We start from the raw sequence: 18,052 nt of genomic DNA, 5'->3' as shown, positions 1-18,052 counted from the left end.
AATTTTTCGCGCAATCTGGATAATTCTGCCCCTCTCCGTGTGGCGGAAGTGATGCACCACCACGCAGGAAGAACCCCGTCGAACATTGGCGTGCCCGACCCGAGCCCCCAAAAGCGTCAGCGTTCGGCTGCGCGCTTGCCCTTGGCAAGCTGTGCACTATCCAGTAAGATTCGCCGTCTATTTTTCGCTGGGCGGCCTCTGAGGCTTTAGAGAATGAAAACTTTTACTGCTAAACCGGAAACAGTAAAGCGCGAGTGGTTCGTAGTTGACGCCGCTGGCCAGACCCTGGGTCGTCTGGCTACCGAAATCGCTACCCGTCTGCGTGGCAAGCACAAACCAGAATACACCCCTCACGTTGACACCGGCGACTACATCGTCGTCATCAACGCTGAACAGGTTCGTGTGACTGGTGCCAAGTCTTCCGACAAAATGTACTACTCCCACTCCGGTTTCCCGGGCGGTATCAAGGAAATCAACTTCGAGAAGTTGATCGCCAAGGCCCCTGAGCGTGTTATCGAAACCGCGGTCAAAGGCATGCTGCCTAAGAACCCGCTGGGTCGCGACATGTACCGTAAGCTGAAAGTGTACGCGGGTGCTGCTCACCCACACACTGCTCAGCAGCCTCAAGAACTGAAGATCTAACGGGAAAGTTCATTATGTCGGCGACTCAAAATTACGGCACTGGCCGTCGCAAGACCGCAACCGCTCGCGTTTTCCTGCGTCCGGGTACTGGTAACATTTCCATCAACAACCGTTCTCTGGACGTGTTCTTCGGTCGCGAAACCGCTCGCATGGTTGTTCGCCAGCCACTTGAGCTGACCGAAACCGTTGAGAAGTTCGACATCTACGTCACCGTTTCCGGTGGTGGTGTCAGCGGTCAGGCCGGTGCGATCCGTCACGGTATCACCCGCGCTCTGATGGAATACGACGAAACCCTGCGTGGCGCTCTGCGTCGTGCTGGCTACGTCACCCGCGACGCTCGTGAAGTCGAGCGTAAGAAAGTGGGTCTGCGTAAAGCGCGTAAGCGTCCTCAGTACTCCAAGCGTTAATACCGCTTCGGCAGTCGAAAAAAGCCCGGTTCCTTGGAACCGGGCTTTTTTTTGTGCTTGAACTAACCTGTCAGCATGTCGGTGACCGCTTGTCGCATAGACGCAGATCAAGCAAAGCGCGGGTTATAGCTCCCTGTGGGGGTAATCACCTTGTCACTGTGTGGATTTGTTTCTTACCATGGCGGCCAATTTTTAGCGCCACAGACACAACCTAAGTACAGGCCAGGTCCAACTGGCCAAGCAAAGCTGATGGGAGAGGACTGAATGAGCAATGACGGCGTCAACGCAGGCCGGCGCCGCTTCCTCGTAGCCGCGACATCCGTGGTCGGGGCAGCGGGGGCAGTGGGGGCTGCGGTACCGTTCGTGGGGTCATGGTTTCCCAGTGCCAAGGCGAAGGCGGCCGGCGCACCGGTGAAGGTCAATATTGCCAAGGTCGAGCCGGGGCAGCAGATGGTTGCCGAGTGGCGTGGCCAGCCGGTATTCATCGTGCGGCGAACGCAGGAGATCCTTGGCAACCTGAAGAAGATCGAAGGTGACCTTTCCGACCCTCAGTCGAAGAGCTCGGTGCAGCCGGCTTATGTCGACCCCGAGGTTCGCTCGATCAAGCCGGAAATCCTCATTCTCGTAGGCCTGTGTACGCACCTGGGCTGCTCGCCGACCTTCCGCCCGGAAGTCGCGCCCGCAGACCTCGGGCCGAAGTGGGTCGGTGGCTATTTCTGCCCTTGCCACGGCTCCCACTACGACCTCGCTGGTCGTGTGTACAAGTCGCAGCCGGCGCCTCTCAATCTGCCAGTGCCGCCGCATTCTTATGAGTCGGACGACATCGTCGTCATCGGCGTCGACCAGGAGAAAGCATGATGAGCAAGTTCATGGACTGGATTGACGCTCGCTTCCCCGCCACCAAGATGTGGGAAGACCATCTGAGCAAGTATTACGCGCCCAAGAACTTCAACTTCCTGTATTTCTTCGGCTCGCTGGCCCTGTTGGTACTGGTCAACCAGATCGTCACTGGCGTGTGGCTGACCATGAGCTTCACGCCCTCGGCGGAAGAGGCCTTCGCCTCGGTCGAGTACATCATGCGTGACGTGGAGTACGGCTGGATTCTGCGCTACCTGCACTCCACGGGCGCCTCGGCGTTCTTCATCGTGGTCTACCTGCACATGTTCCGCGGCCTGCTCTATGGCTCCTACCAGAAGCCCCGTGAGTTGGTGTGGCTGTTCGGCATGCTGATCTATCTGGCGCTGATGGCCGAAGCCTTCATGGGCTATCTGCTGCCGTGGGGGCAGATGTCGTACTGGGGTGCCCAGGTGATCATCTCGCTGTTCGGTGCCATTCCGGTCATCGGTGGCGACCTGACCCAGTGGATCCGCGGTGACTACCTCATCTCGGGCATCACCCTGAACCGCTTCTTCGCCTTGCATGTGGTAGCGCTGCCGATCGTGATTCTGGGGCTGGTCGTGTTGCACATCCTGGCCCTGCACGAAGTAGGCTCGAACAACCCTGATGGCGTGGACATCAAGAAGAAAAAGGACGAAAACGGCATTCCGCTCGACGGCATTCCGTTCCACCCGTACTACACCGTCAAGGACATCGTCGGCGTGGTGGTGTTCCTCTTCGTGTTCTGCGCCGTGGTGTTCTTCTTCCCGGAGATGGGTGGTTACTTCCTGGAAAAACCCAACTTCGAGCAGGCGAACGCGTTCAAGACGCCAGAGCATATCGCCCCTGTGTGGTACTTCACGCCGTTCTACGCGATCCTGCGAGCGGTGCCTGACAAGCTCATGGGCGTAATCGCCATGGGTGCTGCGATTGCGGTGCTGTTCGTGCTGCCTTGGCTCGACCGCAGTCCGGTACGCTCCATGCGCTACAAGGGCTGGATCAGCAAGGTCTTCCTGCTGGTGTTCTGCATTGCCTTCGTCATTCTCGGCATTCTCGGTGTGTTGGCGCCTACTCCTGGGCGTACCTTGCTGTCGCAGGTGTGCACGGTGCTGTACTTCGCCTACTTCCTGCTGATGCCGTTCTACACAAGGCTCGAGAAGACCAAACCGGTTCCGGAAAGGGTGACTGGCTGATGAAAAAGTTGATTGCAGTATTTTTGCTGGCAGTGATGCCCGCCTTTTCCTTTGCTGCCGAACATGGCCTGGAGCTGGACAAGGTCGATATCGACCTGACCGACAAGGCTGCCATGCAGGACGGTGCACGTACCTTCGCCAACTATTGCATGGGCTGCCACAGCGCCAAGTTCCAGCGTTACGAGCGGGTGGCCGATGACCTTGGCATCCCCCATGAGCTGATGCTCGAGAAGCTGGTGTTCACCGGCGCCAAGATCGGCGACCACATGCAGATCGGCATGCAGCCCAGCGATGCCAAGACCTGGTTCGGTGCAGCGCCGCCCGACCTGACCCTGGTCGCCCGGGTGCGGGGTACCGATTGGCTGTACACCTACCTGCGCAGCTTCTATGAAGACAAGTCTCGCCCGTACGGGGTCAACAACAAGGTGTTCCCGAACGTCGGTATGCCTAACGTGCTGGTCGGCCTGCAAGGCAACCAGGTGGTTGGCTGCAAGCAGGTGCAGATGGTGGTCGATGGCAAGAAGCAATTCGACCCATTGACGGGTAGTCCGCTGACCCATGAAGCGTGTGACCAGCTGACCATTACGCCGAATTCCGGTACCCTGAACACCGAGCAGTTCGACGAGAAGGTCAAGAACCTGGTGACCTTCCTGGCCTATTCGGCCAACCCGGTCAAACTGGAAAGCCAGCGCATCGGTACCTACGTGTTGCTGTACCTGGCTTTCTTCTTCGTATTTGCCTACTTGCTCAAGCGCGAATACTGGAAGGACGTGCACTGATCACGCAGTAATTTCTGGTAGTTGAACGCGCCCGCGGGGCCCCGGCAGAGTTGCCAGGGCCCCGCGGGCGCGTTTTCATTTAGAGTTTTACAAGCATTCCTTGCGAGGAGGCGCTACATGGGCGCAACCAACCGGTTAGCCTGCTATTCCGACCCTGCTGACCATTATTCTCATCGGGTGCGCCTTGTGCTCGCCGAGAAGGGCGTCAGCGTGCAGGTCATCGACGTCGACCCCGCGCGGCTGCCACCCAAACTGGCAGAGGTGAACCCTTACGGCAGTGTACCGACCTTGGTCGATCGTGATCTGGCGTTGTACGAGTCGACCGTGGTGATGGAATACCTCGAGGAGCGTTACCCGCATCCGCCGCTGATGCCGGTTTACCCGGTGGCGCGAGGCAACAGCCGCCTGCTGATGCACCGCATTCAGCGTGACTGGTGCGCCCTGGCTGATATCATTCTCGACCCACGCAGCGCTGAGGCCGCCCGCACCGAGGCGCGCAAGGCGCTGCGCGAGAGCCTGACCGGTGTCTCGCCGCTGTTCGGTGAGTTCGCTTGCTTCATGAGCGAGGAGCAAAGCCTGGTCGACTGTTGTCTATTGCCCATACTCTGGCGTTTGCCGGTAATGGGTATCGAATTGCCGCGGCAGGCCAAGCCGCTGCTGGATTACATGGAGCGACAGTTCGCCCGCGAGCCTTTCCTGGCAAGCTTGTCCTCCGTTGAACGTGAAATGCGCAAGCTTTAAGGAGCCGTTGATGAACTCCAGTCGCCCCTATCTGGTTCGAGCACTGTACGAGTGGATCGTCGACAACGATTGCACCCCCCATATGCTGGTCAATGCCGAATTCCCGGCAGTCCAGGTGCCGCAGGGTTTCGCCAGTGATGGCCAGATCGTCTTGAACATCTCGCCGAGTGCTGTGCGTAATCTGCACATGGACAACGACGCGGTGAGCTTCGAGGGTCGCTTCAGTGGTGTTGCCCATTCGTTGTTCGTGCCGGCCGGTGCCATTCTGGGTATCTATGCCCGGGAGAATGGCCAGGGCATGGTCTTCGAGCTTGAGCCGCCGCTGATGGATGGCGATGAGCTGGAAGACGAAGGCGTTGAGCCGGATGACGATGGCCCTCCGGAAGGCGGTGGCCAGCCACCGCGTCCAAGCGGGCGGCCCAGCCTGAAGGTGGTCAAGTAACAAAAAAGGCGATCCGCATGGATCGCCTTTTTCTTTGCCGCGAAGTTGCGCTTACAGGTCGCTGATGGTGCGGACCTGGTCACGGTTGATGCGGGTGCGCTTGCCGTCGAGCTGTTGGAACTCGTAGAAGCCCGTGTCCTTCTCGAAGTGCGGGGTGTCGACGGCCTGGATTTCGCGGCCATCGTTGAGGGTGATCAGGCTTGGGGTAGAGCAGCCGGCCAGGGTGGCGAAGGCGCCGAGCAGCAGGGCGGGCAGCAGAAGCTTTTTCATGCGGTGTTTTCTGGATATCGGGAAGGTTGGAGCGGATGGTTTGCTGTGCCGGCCCCTGTGGGAGCTGGTAGGCCTGAGAAGGGCTGGCACAGGTCAAGGCTTGATCAGTCGATGTACTCGAACAGCTTGACGATCTTTTGCACGCCAGACACGCCCTGAACCACGGCGGTCGCGGAGTTGGCTTCTTGCTGAGTTACCAGGCCCAGCAGGTACACGATGCCGTTCTCGGTGATCACCTTGATCCGCGAGCTTGGCACGGCATTGTCGGTGAGCATCTGGGTCTTGATCTTGGTCGTCAGCCAGGCGTCGTTGTTGCGCGCAAGGATCGAGGAGGGCTGCATCACCTGCAGCTCGTTGTGCACTTTCTTCACTCGCTGGACCTGGCTGGCGGTCTGTTCGGCCAGGCTCTTGAGGTCGGCGCGCGGGGTTTGGCCGGCGAGCAGGACGATACCGTTGTAGCTGCTGACGACAATGTGCGAGCTCTTGTCCAGGTCAGGGCTGGCCTTGGCAATGTTGACCGAGGCCTTGGTCTCGATCAGCGAGTCGTCGATCTTGCTGCCGATGGTGCGAGTGCCACGATCATCTTCAATCGGCGAGTTGCGGGTCGAGTTCAGTACCGAGCTGCAGCCGGTGACGCTCAGGCACAGGGTCAGGGCCATCAGGCCAAGGCGGATGGGGGTCATTCTTCACTCCCGAACAGTTGGCTGTCGATCAGATCGCACAGGCAGTGGATCGCCAGCAGGTGGACTTCCTGAATACGTGCAGTGACCGTCGACGGTACGCGGATTTCCACGTCTTCGGGCAGCAGCAGCGAAGCCATGCCGCCGCCGTCACGTCCGGTCAATGCTACGACAATCATTTCGCGATCATGTGCGGCCTGGATCGCTTGAATTACGTTGGCAGAGTTGCCGCTGGTCGAAATCGCCAGCAGCACGTCGCCGGGTTGGCCCAGGGCGCGGATCTGCTTGGAGAAGATTTCGTTGTAGCTGTAATCGTTGGCGATCGAGGTCAGCGTCGAGCTGTCGGTGGTCAAGGCAATGGCCGGCAGGCTCGGGCGCTCACGCTCGAAGCGGTTGAGCAGCTCCGAAGAGAAGTGCTGGGCATCGCCGGCCGAGCCGCCGTTGCCGCAGGCGAGCATCTTGCCCTCGTTGAGCAGCGCATTGACCATGACCAGGCTTGCCTGCTCGATGTGCGGTGCCAGGATGTCCATTGCCTGTTGCTTGGTGTCGATGCTGGCCTGGAACAGCCGGCGAATTCGGGATTGCATGTCCATCTGGTGACCTTAAGTGGGGCGGTGGCCTTTGCTGTGCGCAACAGGGACCAGCCCGCGAAACATAGAGCAAAAAAAACGAAGTGGGTTCAGCATTCGAAGGCGTTTTTCAGCCATTGAAATGGCCGGCCTGCATGGCGGCTGCCCTGCAGGGCGACAACGTCGAAGCGGCAGGGGTGATCGGCCCAGCGGGACTCCTTCTGCAGGAACAGTGTGGCGGCAAGCACCAGCCGTTTCTGCTTGCGCCCGTCAATGCTGCCGAGGGCGCCACCGAAGCCCGCATGCAACCGATAGCGGACTTCGACGAATACTACTGTATCGGCGTCGAGCATGACCAGATCAAGCTCGCCGCCTTTGCATCGCCAATTGCGTGCCAGCAGTTGCAGGCCCTGCCCTTGAAGGTACTCAAGGGCTTGGGTTTCTGCCGCCTGGCCGGCGCTGCTAGGCGATGCTTCGGGCATCAGTGCGAGGTGTCCGGCAGGCGCTTGACCTGGCCGCCAGAGAACTCGGCCCACGGCAGCTGGCGCTCGACGCGCTGGCTGGCGTTGATGCTCAGGCTGCCCGACAGGCCCTGCACGCGGTTGTCGGGCAGGGCCTTGAGCTGGCCCAGGCGAGGCGCCAGGCTGTAGGCGTCGACACCCATGGCGTACAGGCGGCCAAGGCTGCCGGCAGCTTGTGGCCATTGCTGCACTACCTGCTGGCGCAAGCTGTTGCTGGTGTCGAGCAGCCATGGGGTTTCGCAGAAGCGAATGCCGTTCATGTCGTTGTACTGGTTCACGTCACCGCTGGCGCTGTAAAGGTTCGAGGTGGCGTAGACCGGTACGTCACCGGCGTACTGGAAGTTCAGGGTCGGTTTGATCTGCTGCGCTTGCTGCGGGGTCGAGGCGAGGAAGATGAAGTCGATGTCCTGGCGGCGCGACGGCTGTGCCGCGATGCTGCCGCCCACGGTGCTCTGCAGGCTCTGGGCGCGCCCTTCGCTCTGGCGCAGCTGGAACAGGTTAGCGATCTGCTGGGCCAGGGCGACGGGTTGGGCGATGCGCTCGGCGGCGATGAGGGTGCCGCCATTGCCTTCCCAGTCCTGGCGGAAGGCGGCCAGCACGCGGTCGCCCCACTCACCGCTCGGTACCAGGGCAACGGCGCGGACCATGCCGTCGGCGCGGGCGCGGCGTGCGACTTCGCGGGCTTCGTCCTCGGCGGCGAGGCCGAACTGGAACAGCTGCGGTGGTGCCTTCTGGCCGGCGTCGGCGTAGTTCAGGGCGAGGGTGGTGATGGGCAGTTGCGCGTTGGCCGCGAGCTTTTTCACCAGCGGTTTTTCCAGTGGGCCGACCACCAGTTGTACGCCGTCGGCCTGGGCCTGGCGATAGAAGTCGTCGAGCGAGCCGATGCGCGAGCTGTCGTAGACCTGCACGGCAGGTGCCTGCCCGCCAGCCTGCTGGGCCTGGAAGTGGGCAGCCATGAAGCCGTCACGCAGGGCGCGTGCAACGCCGGCCAGGGGGCCTTCCTGAGGCAGCAGCAGGGCAATTTTGGTCAGCGGCTGGCTGGCCAGTTCCTTGAGCTTGGTCAGGGCCAGCGGCAGTTGCTTGGCGGCCGGATGATCGGGGTGCTGCTTGCGCCAGGCTTCGATGGCGGCCTGCTGCTGCTCCAGAGTGCCGGCGCTTTTCACGGCCAGCGCCAGGCTGGTCCAGCCTGCCAGGATCTCGTTGTTGGCAGGTTGTTGCAGCTGTTCGGCCGGCAGCGAGGCAACCAGGGCCCAGGTCGCGTCATTGTTCGCGCTGGCGGCCTGGCCGCTGAGCAGCGGGCTCAGCAGCACGCGCTGCTGGGCGGCGGCCAGGGCCTGGCCATCGGCCTCGAGGGCCGCGGCGTGGACGCTGTAAGTGCGCACCTGCTGTTGCTCTGGCAGCTCTGCGATGTGCTGCAGGCTTGGATGGGACAGCGCAGTCAGGGCGGCCTTTGGCTGGTTGCGGCTCATGGCCAGTTCGGCGCCGAGGGTGGCGGCGAAAATCTGCTGGGCCGGCTTGAGGGTGTCCATCGGCACCTGCTCGAGGATGCGTGCGGCGCGAGGGAAGTCCTTCTGCTTGTAGGCCAGGTCGGCAGCGCTCAGGCGCAGCAGGGCAGCGTCTTCGGCGGACTTGCTGGTGGCGGCCTTCTCGAGCAGTTGCTCGATGCTGGCATCCGGGGTGCGTGGCAGTTCGCCCAGGCTGGATGAGGGCGAGCTGGCGCAGGCTGCCAGCAGGGCAGCGAGGCAGAGGGCTGTGAGCAGCCGCAGGCAAGCGATCATGTAAAGGTCCTGTTACTCGATCAAGTTGGCCGACAATTGTACCCAAGCGGCGGCCGGGGCGCGATCTGCCGTTAGCAGAACCTTCACTATAGGCGGCTCGCCGGGGGCTGCCGATGAAGTTCTTTGCGCCCTGTTACCGGCGCTCGGGCTACAATGGCGCCTTTGATCCGAAAGGCAGGGTGTGTGCAGTGACTGATGTGGCCGGGACTTCGAAATCCACCATGGGGACGCTTTATGTGGTCGCGACCCCCATCGGCAACCTTGACGACATGAGCCCCCGGGCGCTCAAGGTGCTGGCCGATGTCGCCCTGATCGCCGCCGAGGACACCCGTCATTCGGTTCGTCTGCTGCAGCACTTCGGCATTGATACGCCGCTGGCGGCTTGCCATGAGCATAACGAGCGCGACGAAGGCGGGCGCTTCATCACCAAGCTGCTGGCGGGGGAAGATGTGGCCCTGGTATCCGATGCCGGTACACCGTTGATTTCCGACCCGGGTTACCACCTGGTGCGCCAGGCCCGGGCCGCAGGCGTCAGCGTGGTGCCAGTGCCTGGCGCCTGCGCATTGATTGCCGCGCTATCGGCTGCTGGCTTGCCGTCTGACCGGTTCATCTTCGAAGGCTTCCTGCCGGCCAAGGCTGCCGGGCGTCGGGCACGCCTGGAGCAAGTCAAGGAGGAGCCGCGCACGCTGATCTTCTACGAGGCGCCGCACCGCATCCTCGAATGCCTGGAAGACATGGAGCTGGTGTTCGGTGGTGAGCGCCCGGCGCTGCTGGCGCGCGAGTTGACCAAGACCTTCGAGACCCTCAAAGGCCTGCCGTTGGCTCAATTGCGCGCGTTCGTCGCCGGGGACAGCAATCAGCAGCGGGGAGAGTGCGTGGTGCTGGTCGGTGGCTGGAGTGCGCCAGAAGGCGAGGATGCGATCAGTGCCGAAGCGCAGCGCGTCCTGGATCTTCTGCTGGCAGAGCTGCCGCTGAAAAGAGCGGCGGCATTGGCGGCGCAGATCACCGGCGTGCGCAAGAATCTGCTGTATCAAGTTGCCCTGGAAAAGCAGAAAGCACAGTAGTGGCAATTAGACATTGTTCACGGTATCGCTTGTTCTTGCGCGCGCGTGCCGTTAACCTTGTCGGCGGAGAGTCGATCGGACAGTCGCTGCCGTCTTTTGTTCCGCAAAAGATGGGGGAGGAAAGTCCGGGCTCCATAGGGCAGAGTGCCAGGTAACGCCTGGGAGGCGCGAGCCTACGGAAAGTGCCACAGAAAATAACCGCCTAAGCACTTCGGTGCCGGTAAGGGTGAAAAGGTGCGGTAAGAGCGCACCGCACGGCTGGCAACAGTTCGTGGCTAGGTAAACCCCACTCGGAGCAAGACCAAATAGGGTTCCATCAGGCGTGGCCCGCGTCGGAACCGGGTAGGTTGCTAGAGGCGTCCAGTGATGGCCGTCGTAGAGGAATGACTGTCCTCGACAAAACCCGGCTTACAGATCGACTCTCCACCTTTTCCTTTCCTGCTTGATTCGATAGCAGATCCCTTCTGGTAATACCAAAAAGATCTTACTCTTAATAATTTACTTTAACTTCGAACGGCATTCGTTTGAGCTGGTTTGATTTTTCTCGTGTTTTTCCCCTCCTGGCAGTCCTTCCGCATTCCTTTGTTGCGCTAAATCTCGGTCCTGTAAGGGTTTTCCTTATGAACGTGCCTTGACGGTGCAGCGGGCGGATTCCTATAGTGTGCGCAAGTGGCAGAAAGTGGGATGAAGTGGGTTTTCTGGCACAAAAAAGCTAACATTGTGGGGGATCGCTACCGTGTTTCGCGGAGCCAACGCCGTCAGCCTCGATGCCAAGGGCCGTCTCGCGATGCCGAGCCGGTACCGTGACGAGCTCGATTCGCGTTGCAATGGTCAGCTGATCGTGACCATCGACGCCGTTGACCCCTGCTTGTGTGTTTATCCCCTCGACGAGTGGGAACAGATTGAAGCCAAGTTGCGTGCCTTGCCGTCGTTGCGTGAGGAAAACCGCCGCCTGCAGCGTTTGCTGATCGGTAATGCGGTTGACCTGGAGCTCGATGGCAGTGGGCGTTTCCTGGTGCCGCCCCGCCTGCGTGAGTACGCCAAGCTGGACAAGAAGGCGATGCTGGTGGGGCAACTGAACAAATTCCAGCTGTGGGATGAAGATGCCTGGAACGCGGTTTCGGCAGCCGATCTTGCAGCTATCCAACAACCGGGCGCCATGCCCGACGATTTGCGTGACCTGATCCTGTGACCATAGATAGCGGCTTCAACCACATCACCGTCCTGCTCGATGAAGCTGTCGAGGCATTGGCCCTGCGCGCCGACGGTTGCTATCTGGACGGCACCTTCGGGCGTGGCGGCCATAGCCGCCTGATTCTCAGCAAGCTCGGGCCGCAAGGGCGGCTGCTGGGCTTCGACAAAGATCCTCAAGCGATTGCCACCGGGCAAGCGCTGGCGGCCGAAGACGGCCGCTTTGTCATTGTGCAGCGCAGCTTTGCCGAGCTGGGCGCGGAAGTGGCCGAGCGCGGTCTGGACGGCAAAGTCAGTGGCATCCTGCTGGACCTGGGGGTGTCCTCGCCGCAGCTGGATGACCCAGAGCGTGGCTTCAGCTTCCTCAACGATGGCCCGCTGGACATGCGCATGAACCCGGATCAGGGCATTAGCGCTGCCGAGTTCATCGCCACCGCGCCGGTCGAGGAAATTGCCCGCGTCTTCAAGGAATACGGCGAAGAGCGTTTTGCCGGGCGTATGGCGCGTGCCGTGGTCGAGCGCCGCGAGAAGCAGCCATTCACCCGCACCGCCGATCTGGCTGAAGTGCTCAAGGTTGCCAACCCCGCCTGGGAGAAGGGCAAGAACCCGGCGACCCGCGCCTTCCAGGGGCTGCGCATTCACGTCAACAACGAACTGGGTGACCTCGAGGCCGGCCTTGAAGCTGCGCTCGACGCACTGGAGGTGGGCGGCCGCCTGGCGGTCATCAGCTTCCACTCGTTGGAAGACCGCATCGTCAAACTGTTCATGCGCAAGCTGGTCAAGGGTGAGGCCGACAACCTGCCACGCAACCTGCCGGTACAGCACAAGGTCTTCGAGCCGAAGATCAAGCTGATCGGCAAGGCCCAGTTTGCCTCCGAAGCCGAACTCAAGGCCAACCCGCGGTCGCGCAGCGCCGTGATGCGGGTGGCGGAGAAGCTTCGGTGAGCCGGCTATTTGCCAAACCTCTGCCAGGCGGAAGCTTCCTGATGCTTCTGCTGTTTGTCGGCGTGCTCGTTTCGGCGATCGCCGTGTCGTACAGCGCCCACTGGAATCGCCAGTTGCTCAACACCTTGTACGGCGAGCTCAACGAACGGGACAAAGCTCAGGCCGAGTGGGGCCGGCTGATTCTCGAACAAAGCACCTGGACAGCCTCCAGCCGTATCGAGACCTTGGCCTCCGAGCAGCTGAAAATGCGCGTGCCGGCGGCTGACGAAGTGCGGATGGTGGCACCATGATGAAGCTCGAAGGCGCACTCTATCCTTGGCGCTTCCGGGTAGTGATCGGTTTGCTGGCACTGATGGTCGGCGCGATCTGCTGGCGCATCATCGACCTGCAGGTCGTCGACCGCGACTTCCTCAAGGGCCAGGGCGATGCCCGCAGCCTGCGTCACATCCCCATCCCTGCGCACCGTGGTCTGATCACCGACCGCAACGGCGAGCCGCTGGCCGTCAGTACGCCGGTCACCACCTTGTGGGCCAACCCCAAGGAAATGCAGGCGTCCAAGGACCGCTGGCCACAGCTGGCCGCTGCTCTCGGGCAGAACGCCCAGCAACTGACCGAGCGCCTGACCCAGCAGGCCAACAAGGAATTCATCTACCTGGTCCGCGGCCTGACCCCAGAGCAGGGCCAGCACGTGCTCGACCTGAAGGTGCCGGGCGTATATGGCCTGGAAGAATTCCGCCGCTTCTATCCTGCCGGTGACGTGACCGCGCACATGGTCGGCTTCACCGACCTCGACGACCACGGCCGAGAAGGCGTGGAGCTGGCCTACGATGAATGGCTGGCCGGCGTGCCCGGCAAGCGGCAAGTGATCAAGGATCGGCGCGGCCGGTTGATCAAGGATATCCAGGTTACCAAGAACGCCAAGGCCGGCAAGACCTTGGCGTTGTCGATCGACCTGCGCCTGCAATATCTGGCCACCCGCGAACTGCGCAACGCGATTGCCGAGCAGGACGCCAAGGCCGGCAGCCTGGTGATCATGGACGTCAAGACCGGTGAGGTCCTGGCCATGGTCAACCAGCCGACCTACAACCCTAACAACCGTCGCAGCATGTTCCCGGCCGCCATGCGTAACCGGGCCATCATCGACGTGTTCGAGCCGGGTTCGACGGTGAAGCCGATCTCGATGAGTGCGGCGCTGCAGAGCGGCCGCTGGAAACCGACCGACAAGGTCGAGGTGTATCCGGGTAGCCTGCAGATCGGTCGCTACACCATCAAGGACGTGTCCAGGAGCGAGGGCCCGATCCTCGACCTGACCGGCATCCTGATCAACTCCTCCAACGTCGGCATGAGCAAGATCGCCTTCGATATCGGCGGTGAAGCCATCTACCGGGTCATGTCCCAGGTCGGCTTGGGCCAGTACACCGGCCTCGGCTTCCCGGGCGAGCGTGTCGGCAACCTGCCCAACCACCGCGAGTGGCGCAAGGCTGAAACCGCGACCCTGTCCTACGGCTACGGTGTGTCTGTGACGGCCTTGCAGCTGGTGCACGCCTACGCGGCGCTGGCCAACGACGGCAAAATGGTGCCGCTGTCGATCCTCAAGGTCGACAAGGCGCCTGAAGCAGTGCAGGCCATCCCCAAGGAAACTGCCGAAACCATCCAGGGCATGCTGCAGCAGGTGATTGAAGCACCGCGCGGCGTGTTCCGTGCCCAGGTGCCGTTCTATCACGTGGCCGGCAAGTCCGGTACCGCCCGTAAGGCTACCGTCGGCTCCAAGGGTTACACCGAAAACGCCTACCGCTCGCTGTTCGCCGGCTTCGGCCCAATGAGCGACCCACGCTACGCCATCGTCGTGGTCATCGACGAACCGGGCAAGGGTGGCTACTTCGGCGGCCTGGTGTCGGCCCCCGTATTCAGCAAGGTCATGTCGGGCACTCTGCGCCTGATGAATGTGCCGCCAGACAACCTGCCGCCGCCTAGCGATCCGCAGCAGGCCAGTGCAGCACCCGCCAAGGGAGGGCGTGGATGATGACAATGCCACTGAGCAAGCTTTTCGCCCACGCCAGCCGTGATCCGCTCATCCGTGAGCTGACCCTGGACAGCCGCCAGGTGCGTCAGGGCGACCTGTTCCTGGCCGTGCCCGGTGCCAAGGTCGACGGCCGTGAGCACATAGCCGATGCGCTGTCGCGTGGCGCCGCTGCCATTGCCTACGAAGAGCAAGGCGCTAGCGTGCTGCCGCTGACCGATGTGCCGCTGATTCCTGTCAAAGGCCTGATCAGCCAGCTGTCGCAGATTGCCGGCCGCTTCTATGGCGAGCCGAGCCGCCAGCTGAACCTGGTGGGCGTCACCGGTACCAATGGCAAGACCAGCGTCACCCAGCTGGTGGCTCAGGCGCTCGATGCGCTGGGCCAGCGCTGCGGCCTGATCGGCACCCTGGGCACCGGCTTTTATGGCGAGCTGCAAAGCGGCCGACTGACCACGCCCGATCCGATCGCGGTGCAGTCGACTCTCAACGATCTCCAGAAAGGTGGCGCCAAGGCCGTGGCCATGGAGGTCTCCTCCCATGCCTTGGAACAGGGCCGTGTCGCTGCGCTGGAGTTCGACATCGCGGTCATGACCAACCTGTCCCGCGACCATCTCGATTACCACGGCAGCATGGAGGCTTACGAGGCCGCCAAGGCCAAACTGTTCGCCTGGCCGAGCCTGCGTTGTCAGGTGGTCAACCTGGACGATGGGTTCGGCCGTCGCTTGGCAGACGATTTCGCCCGTCGCCCGGTTGCCGATCATATCGAGACCCGGCTGCTCAGCTATAGCCTGGAAAACCCGGACGCCTCGCTGTTCTGTCGCGAAGCACACTTCGATGACGATGGCGTGCGCGCCACGCTGGTGACTGCCCAGGGCGAGCGCATCCTGCGCAGCCAGCTGCTTGGCCGCTTCAACCTGAGCAATGTGCTGGCAGCGGTGGCCACGTTGCTGGCGCTCGACTACTCGCTGGACGAAATTCTCAAGGTCACCCCGCACCTGCAGGGCCCGGTCGGCCGCATGCAGCGCCTGGGTGGCGGTGACAAGCCGCTGGTGGTGGTCGATTACGCCCACACCCCCGACGCGTTGGAAAAAGTCCTCGAAGCGCTGCGTCCGCATGCCCACGGCCAGCTGCTATGCCTGTTCGGCTGTGGCGGCGATCGCGATCGCGGCAAGCGCCCGCTGATGGCCGAAGTGGCCGAGCGCCTCGCCGACCGCGTGCTGGTTACCGATGACAACCCGCGTACTGAAGACCCGCAAGGCATCTTCGACGATATTCGCCCGGGCTTCGCCAAGCCCGCCGAGGTCGAGTTCGTTGCTGGCCGTGGCGAGGCCATTGCGCACCTGATCGCCACTGCCGCTGCCAATGACGTGATCGTCCTGGCCGGCAAGGGCCACGAGGATTACCAGGAGATCAATGGCGAGCGCCATGCTTTCTCCGACTTGATCGAAGCCGACAAGGCACTTGCAGCCTGGGAGGCTCCACATGCTTAAGCCCATGACCCTCAGTCAGTTGACCGGCGCCCTGAATGCCCGCTTGGTCAACGCCGACGCCAGCTTCACCGGTGTCAGCATCGACAGTCGCAGCGTAACTGCCGGTCAGCTGTTCGTTGCCTTGACCGGGCCGCGCTTCGATGGCCATCACTACCTGGCCGACGTGCAGGCCAAAGGTGCTGTCGCTGCGCTGGTCGAGCGCGAAATCGCCGATGTCGGTCTGCCGCAGCTGCTGGTTGCCGACTGCCGTGTCGCACTCGGCCAGCTCGGTGCGCTGAACCGCGCCGCGTTCGACAAACCGGTAGTCGCCATCACCGGTTCCAGTGGCAAGACCACGGTCAAGGAAATGCTCGCCAGCATCCTGCGCACCCGGGGCCTGGTGCACGCCACGCGTGGCAACCTGAACAACGACCTCGGTGCACCGCTGACCTTGCTGGAAATCGCCCCGGAGCACAGCGCCGCGGTGATTGAGCTGGGCGCTTCGCGCATCGGCGAGATCCGCTACACCGTCGGGCTGACCCAGCCGCAGGTGGTGATCATCAACAACGCCGGTACTGCCCACGTTGGCGAGTTCGGCGGCCCTGAGAAGATCGTCGAAGCCAAGGGCGAAATCCTCGAAGGCTTGGGCGAGGGTGGCACCGCCATCCTCAACCTGGCTGACAAGGCGTTCGAGATCTGGCGCAAGCGCGCTGGCAACCACCGCATCTTCAGCTTCGCCCTGGACAACCCACAGGCTGACTTCCATGCCAGCGACATTGGCAGGGATGCGCGTGGCTGCCCATCGTTCAAGCTGCACGGCCCCGATGGCAGTGTGCCGGTGCAGCTGAACCTGCTGGGCACCCACAACGTAAGCAACGCGCTGGCTGCCGCTGCCGCCGCCCATGCCGTTGGTCTGAGCCTGAGTGGCATCGCCGCCGGCCTCAACGCCGTGCAACCGGTCAAGGGCCGCACTGTGGCGCAAGTCGCGCCGAACGGCGTGCGGGTAATCGACGACAGCTACAACGCAAATCCCACCTCCATGTGTGCTGCCATTGATATACTCGCCGGCTTTTCCGGGCGCACCGTTCTGGTGCTTGGAGATATCGGCGAACTGGGCCAGTGGGCGGAAGAAGGCCACCGGCAGGTGGGTGATTACGCACGCGGCAAGGTTGACGCCGTGTATGCAACGGGTTCCAACATGATTCATGCGGTCAAGGCGTTCGGTGCCAATGGCCGTCATTTCGCAACTCAAGCTGAGCTGATCGACGCCGTTCGCGCCGAAACCGCCAGCGACACCACTATCTTGATCAAGGGCTCGCGCAGCGCTGCGATGGAAAACGTCGTGGCGGCATTGTGCGGTGCCAGCGGGGAGAAACATTAATGCTGCTGCTGTTGGCTGAGTATCTGCAACAGTTCCACAAGGGCTTCGCGGTCTTCCAGTACCTGTCCCTGCGCGGGATTCTTGGTGTACTGACCGCGTTGTCGCTGGCGCTGTGGCTGGGGCCGTGGATGATCCGTACCCTGCAGATTCGCCAGATTGGTCAGGCCGTTCGTAACGACGGCCCGCAATCGCACCTGTCCAAGTCCGGTACCCCGACCATGGGGGGCGCACTGATCCTGTCTGCCATCGGCATCAGCACCTTGCTGTGGGCCGACCTGTCCAACCGCTACGTCTGGACTGTGCTGATCGTCACCCTGCTGTTCGGTGCCATTGGCTGGGTAGACGACTACCGCAAGGTGATCGAAAAGAACTCGCGTGGCTTGCCGAGCCGCTGGAAATACTTCTGGCAGTCGGTGTTCGGTCTTGGCGCGGCAGTATTCCTGTACATGACCGCACCGACCAGCGTCGAAACCACCCTGATCGTGCCGTTCCTCAAGGACGTCACCATCCCGCTGGGTATCGGCTTCATCGTCCTCACCTATTTCGTCATCGTTGGCTCCAGTAACGCGGTCAACCTGACTGACGGCCTCGATGGCCTGGCAATCATGCCAACCGTGATGGTTGGCGGTGCGCTGGGCATCTTCTGCTACCTGTCGGGTAACGTGAAGTTTGCCGAGTACCTGCTGATCCCTTACGTGCCGGGCTCGGGCGAGCTGATCGTGTTCTGCGGCGCGCTGATCGGTGCCGGCCTGGGCTTCCTGTGGTTCAACACCTATCCGGCCCAGGTATTCATGGGCGACGTCGGCGCGCTGGCGCTGGGCGCCGCCCTGGGCACCATCGCCGTGATCGTGCGCCAGGAAATCGTGCTGTTCATCATGGGCGGCATCTTCGTGATGGAAACCCTGTCGGTGGTGATCCAGGTTGCCTCGTTCAAGCTCACCGGCAAGCGCGTGTTCCGCATGGCGCCGATTCACCACCACTTTGAACTCAAGGGCTGGCCTGAGCCGCGCGTGATCGTCCGTTTCTGGATCATCACCGTGATTCTGGTGCTGATCGGCCTGGCAACCCTGAAACTGAGGTAGAA

At 62.0% G+C, this 18,052-nt stretch carries 20 protein-coding genes and 1 other RNA gene; 16 read left to right on the top strand and 5 right to left on the bottom strand.

What is annotated here, in order from left to right; translation table 11 throughout:
* Positions 1 to 213 precede the first annotated feature (213 nt).
* The 7 genes from rplM to APH27_RS11760 all read left to right on the top strand — a co-directional run bounded on the left by rplM (position 214) and on the right by APH27_RS11760 (position 5,080).
* On the top strand, positions 214 to 642 hold the full coding sequence (rplM, locus tag APH27_RS11790; RefSeq protein WP_003251819.1) for a 50S ribosomal protein L13: 429 nt from the start codon (positions 214 to 216) through the stop codon (positions 640 to 642).
* Positions 643 to 656: 14 nt separating this feature from the next.
* Positions 657 to 1,049 carry a 30S ribosomal protein S9 gene (gene rpsI / locus APH27_RS11785; protein WP_003260797.1) on the top strand — a complete coding sequence of 131 codons (393 nt, stop codon included), beginning with the start codon at positions 657 to 659 and terminating at the stop codon, positions 1,047 to 1,049.
* 264 nt (positions 1,050 to 1,313) lie between these two features.
* The gene (gene petA / locus APH27_RS11780; RefSeq protein WP_027918012.1) at positions 1,314 to 1,907 is read left to right on the top strand and encodes a ubiquinol-cytochrome c reductase iron-sulfur subunit; all 594 of its coding nucleotides are present in this window, start codon (positions 1,314 to 1,316) and stop codon (positions 1,905 to 1,907) included.
* The gene (locus APH27_RS11775) at positions 1,907 to 3,118 is read left to right on the top strand and encodes a cytochrome bc complex cytochrome b subunit (protein ID WP_016395499.1); all 1,212 of its coding nucleotides are present in this window, start codon (positions 1,907 to 1,909) and stop codon (positions 3,116 to 3,118) included. The genes petA and APH27_RS11775 overlap by 1 nt, the downstream gene beginning before the upstream one ends.
* Positions 3,118 to 3,897, top strand: coding sequence for a cytochrome c1 (locus tag APH27_RS11770; protein ID WP_027918011.1), 780 nt, complete (start codon positions 3,118 to 3,120; stop codon positions 3,895 to 3,897). The genes APH27_RS11775 and APH27_RS11770 overlap by 1 nt, the downstream gene beginning before the upstream one ends.
* Before the next feature lie 117 nt (positions 3,898 to 4,014).
* Entirely contained in the window at positions 4,015 to 4,638 is a 624-nt protein-coding gene (locus APH27_RS11765; protein WP_027918010.1) for a glutathione S-transferase N-terminal domain-containing protein, read from the top strand.
* 10 nt (positions 4,639 to 4,648) lie between these two features.
* Complete coding sequence (locus tag APH27_RS11760; protein ID WP_027918009.1) at positions 4,649 to 5,080, top strand: ClpXP protease specificity-enhancing factor; 432 nt, start codon at positions 4,649 to 4,651, stop codon at positions 5,078 to 5,080.
* Positions 5,081 to 5,131: 51 nt separating this feature from the next.
* Here APH27_RS11760 and APH27_RS11755 read toward each other — a convergent pair whose 3' ends face one another.
* The 5 genes from APH27_RS11755 to APH27_RS11735 form a co-directional block, all read right to left on the bottom strand.
* Positions 5,132 to 5,350: a YgdI/YgdR family lipoprotein gene (locus APH27_RS11755; protein WP_027918008.1), complete on the bottom strand. Its 219-nt coding sequence runs from the start codon at positions 5,348 to 5,350 to the stop codon at positions 5,132 to 5,134.
* Positions 5,351 to 5,454: 104 nt separating this feature from the next.
* Entirely contained in the window at positions 5,455 to 6,033 is a 579-nt protein-coding gene (locus APH27_RS11750; RefSeq protein ID WP_027918007.1) for a BON domain-containing protein, read from the bottom strand.
* Positions 6,030 to 6,623: a phosphoheptose isomerase gene (locus APH27_RS11745; protein ID WP_008097558.1), complete on the bottom strand. Its 594-nt coding sequence runs from the start codon at positions 6,621 to 6,623 to the stop codon at positions 6,030 to 6,032. Before APH27_RS11745 ends, APH27_RS11750 begins: the two co-directional genes overlap by 4 nt.
* 86 nt (positions 6,624 to 6,709) lie before the next feature.
* Complete coding sequence (locus APH27_RS11740; protein WP_027918006.1) at positions 6,710 to 7,081, bottom strand: YraN family protein; 372 nt, start codon at positions 7,079 to 7,081, stop codon at positions 6,710 to 6,712.
* Positions 7,081 to 8,898 carry a penicillin-binding protein activator gene (locus APH27_RS11735; RefSeq protein ID WP_060484872.1) on the bottom strand — a complete coding sequence of 606 codons (1,818 nt, stop codon included), beginning with the start codon at positions 8,896 to 8,898 and terminating at the stop codon, positions 7,081 to 7,083. The genes APH27_RS11740 and APH27_RS11735 overlap by 1 nt, the downstream gene beginning before the upstream one ends.
* 221 nt (positions 8,899 to 9,119) lie before the next feature.
* Between APH27_RS11735 and rsmI the strand changes: the two genes are divergently transcribed.
* The 9 genes from rsmI (at position 9,120) to mraY (ending at position 18,050) form a co-directional block, all read left to right on the top strand.
* On the top strand, positions 9,120 to 9,962 hold the full coding sequence (rsmI, locus tag APH27_RS11730) for a 16S rRNA (cytidine(1402)-2'-O)-methyltransferase (protein ID WP_177331665.1): 843 nt from the start codon (positions 9,120 to 9,122) through the stop codon (positions 9,960 to 9,962).
* A 67-nt stretch (positions 9,963 to 10,029) separates the two neighbouring features.
* Positions 10,030 to 10,389: RNase P RNA component class A (gene rnpB / locus APH27_RS11725), an RNA gene on the top strand.
* A gap of 309 nt (positions 10,390 to 10,698) precedes the next feature.
* Positions 10,699 to 11,154, top strand: coding sequence for a division/cell wall cluster transcriptional repressor MraZ (gene mraZ, locus APH27_RS11720; RefSeq protein WP_011535546.1), 456 nt, complete (start codon positions 10,699 to 10,701; stop codon positions 11,152 to 11,154).
* Positions 11,151 to 12,098: a 16S rRNA (cytosine(1402)-N(4))-methyltransferase RsmH gene (gene rsmH, locus APH27_RS11715; protein ID WP_027918003.1), complete on the top strand. Its 948-nt coding sequence runs from the start codon at positions 11,151 to 11,153 to the stop codon at positions 12,096 to 12,098. Before mraZ ends, rsmH begins: the two co-directional genes overlap by 4 nt.
* Complete coding sequence (gene ftsL, locus APH27_RS11710) at positions 12,095 to 12,388, top strand: cell division protein FtsL (protein ID WP_027918002.1); 294 nt, start codon at positions 12,095 to 12,097, stop codon at positions 12,386 to 12,388. The genes rsmH and ftsL overlap by 4 nt, the downstream gene beginning before the upstream one ends.
* Positions 12,388 to 14,121 carry a penicillin-binding protein 2 gene (locus APH27_RS11705; protein WP_177326686.1) on the top strand — a complete coding sequence of 578 codons (1,734 nt, stop codon included), beginning with the start codon at positions 12,388 to 12,390 and terminating at the stop codon, positions 14,119 to 14,121. The genes ftsL and APH27_RS11705 overlap by 1 nt, the downstream gene beginning before the upstream one ends.
* Positions 14,118 to 15,608, top strand: a complete 1,491-nt coding sequence (locus APH27_RS11700) for a UDP-N-acetylmuramoyl-L-alanyl-D-glutamate--2,6-diaminopimelate ligase (RefSeq protein WP_371262709.1) — start codon at positions 14,118 to 14,120, stop codon at positions 15,606 to 15,608. Before APH27_RS11705 ends, APH27_RS11700 begins: the two co-directional genes overlap by 4 nt.
* Positions 15,601 to 16,968, top strand: a complete 1,368-nt coding sequence (murF, locus tag APH27_RS11695; RefSeq protein WP_060484871.1) for a UDP-N-acetylmuramoyl-tripeptide--D-alanyl-D-alanine ligase — start codon at positions 15,601 to 15,603, stop codon at positions 16,966 to 16,968. Before APH27_RS11700 ends, murF begins: the two co-directional genes overlap by 8 nt.
* A complete protein-coding gene (gene mraY / locus APH27_RS11690) occupies positions 16,968 to 18,050 on the top strand; it encodes a phospho-N-acetylmuramoyl-pentapeptide-transferase (RefSeq protein ID WP_027917998.1) in 1,083 nt (360 codons plus the stop codon). Before murF ends, mraY begins: the two co-directional genes overlap by 1 nt.
* Positions 18,051 to 18,052 lie beyond the last annotated feature (2 nt).

The sequence above is a fragment of the Pseudomonas sp. NBRC 111123 genome (genome assembly GCF_001320205.1).
Lineage (GTDB): Bacteria > Pseudomonadota > Gammaproteobacteria > Pseudomonadales > Pseudomonadaceae > Aquipseudomonas > Aquipseudomonas putida_J.
Note: the sequence above shows the minus strand (reverse complement) of the source record. Positions and strands in the feature narration are given on the sequence as shown.

Coding starts and splice junctions, on each gene's coding strand:
- rplM (WP_003251819.1), top strand. CDS start 214: ATGAAAACTTTTACTGCTAAACCGGAAACAGTAAAGCGCGAGTGGTTC.
- rpsI (WP_003260797.1), top strand. CDS start 657: ATGTCGGCGACTCAAAATTACGGCACTGGCCGTCGCAAGACCGCAACC.
- petA (WP_027918012.1), top strand. CDS start 1,314: ATGAGCAATGACGGCGTCAACGCAGGCCGGCGCCGCTTCCTCGTAGCC.
- APH27_RS11775 (WP_016395499.1), top strand. CDS start 1,907: ATGAGCAAGTTCATGGACTGGATTGACGCTCGCTTCCCCGCCACCAAG.
- APH27_RS11770 (WP_027918011.1), top strand. CDS start 3,118: ATGAAAAAGTTGATTGCAGTATTTTTGCTGGCAGTGATGCCCGCCTTT.
- APH27_RS11765 (WP_027918010.1), top strand. CDS start 4,015: ATGGGCGCAACCAACCGGTTAGCCTGCTATTCCGACCCTGCTGACCAT.
- APH27_RS11760 (WP_027918009.1), top strand. CDS start 4,649: ATGAACTCCAGTCGCCCCTATCTGGTTCGAGCACTGTACGAGTGGATC.
- APH27_RS11755 (WP_027918008.1), bottom strand. CDS start 5,350: ATGAAAAAGCTTCTGCTGCCCGCCCTGCTGCTCGGCGCCTTCGCCACC.
- APH27_RS11750 (WP_027918007.1), bottom strand. CDS start 6,033: ATGACCCCCATCCGCCTTGGCCTGATGGCCCTGACCCTGTGCCTGAGC.
- APH27_RS11745 (WP_008097558.1), bottom strand. CDS start 6,623: ATGGACATGCAATCCCGAATTCGCCGGCTGTTCCAGGCCAGCATCGAC.
- APH27_RS11740 (WP_027918006.1), bottom strand. CDS start 7,081: ATGCCCGAAGCATCGCCTAGCAGCGCCGGCCAGGCGGCAGAAACCCAA.
- APH27_RS11735 (WP_060484872.1), bottom strand. CDS start 8,898: ATGATCGCTTGCCTGCGGCTGCTCACAGCCCTCTGCCTCGCTGCCCTG.
- rsmI (WP_177331665.1), top strand. CDS start 9,120: ATGGGGACGCTTTATGTGGTCGCGACCCCCATCGGCAACCTTGACGAC.
- APH27_RS11705 (WP_177326686.1), top strand. CDS start 12,388: ATGAAGCTCGAAGGCGCACTCTATCCTTGGCGCTTCCGGGTAGTGATC.
- APH27_RS11700 (WP_371262709.1), top strand. CDS start 14,118: ATGATGACAATGCCACTGAGCAAGCTTTTCGCCCACGCCAGCCGTGAT.
- murF (WP_060484871.1), top strand. CDS start 15,601: ATGCTTAAGCCCATGACCCTCAGTCAGTTGACCGGCGCCCTGAATGCC.
- mraY (WP_027917998.1), top strand. CDS start 16,968: ATGCTGCTGCTGTTGGCTGAGTATCTGCAACAGTTCCACAAGGGCTTC.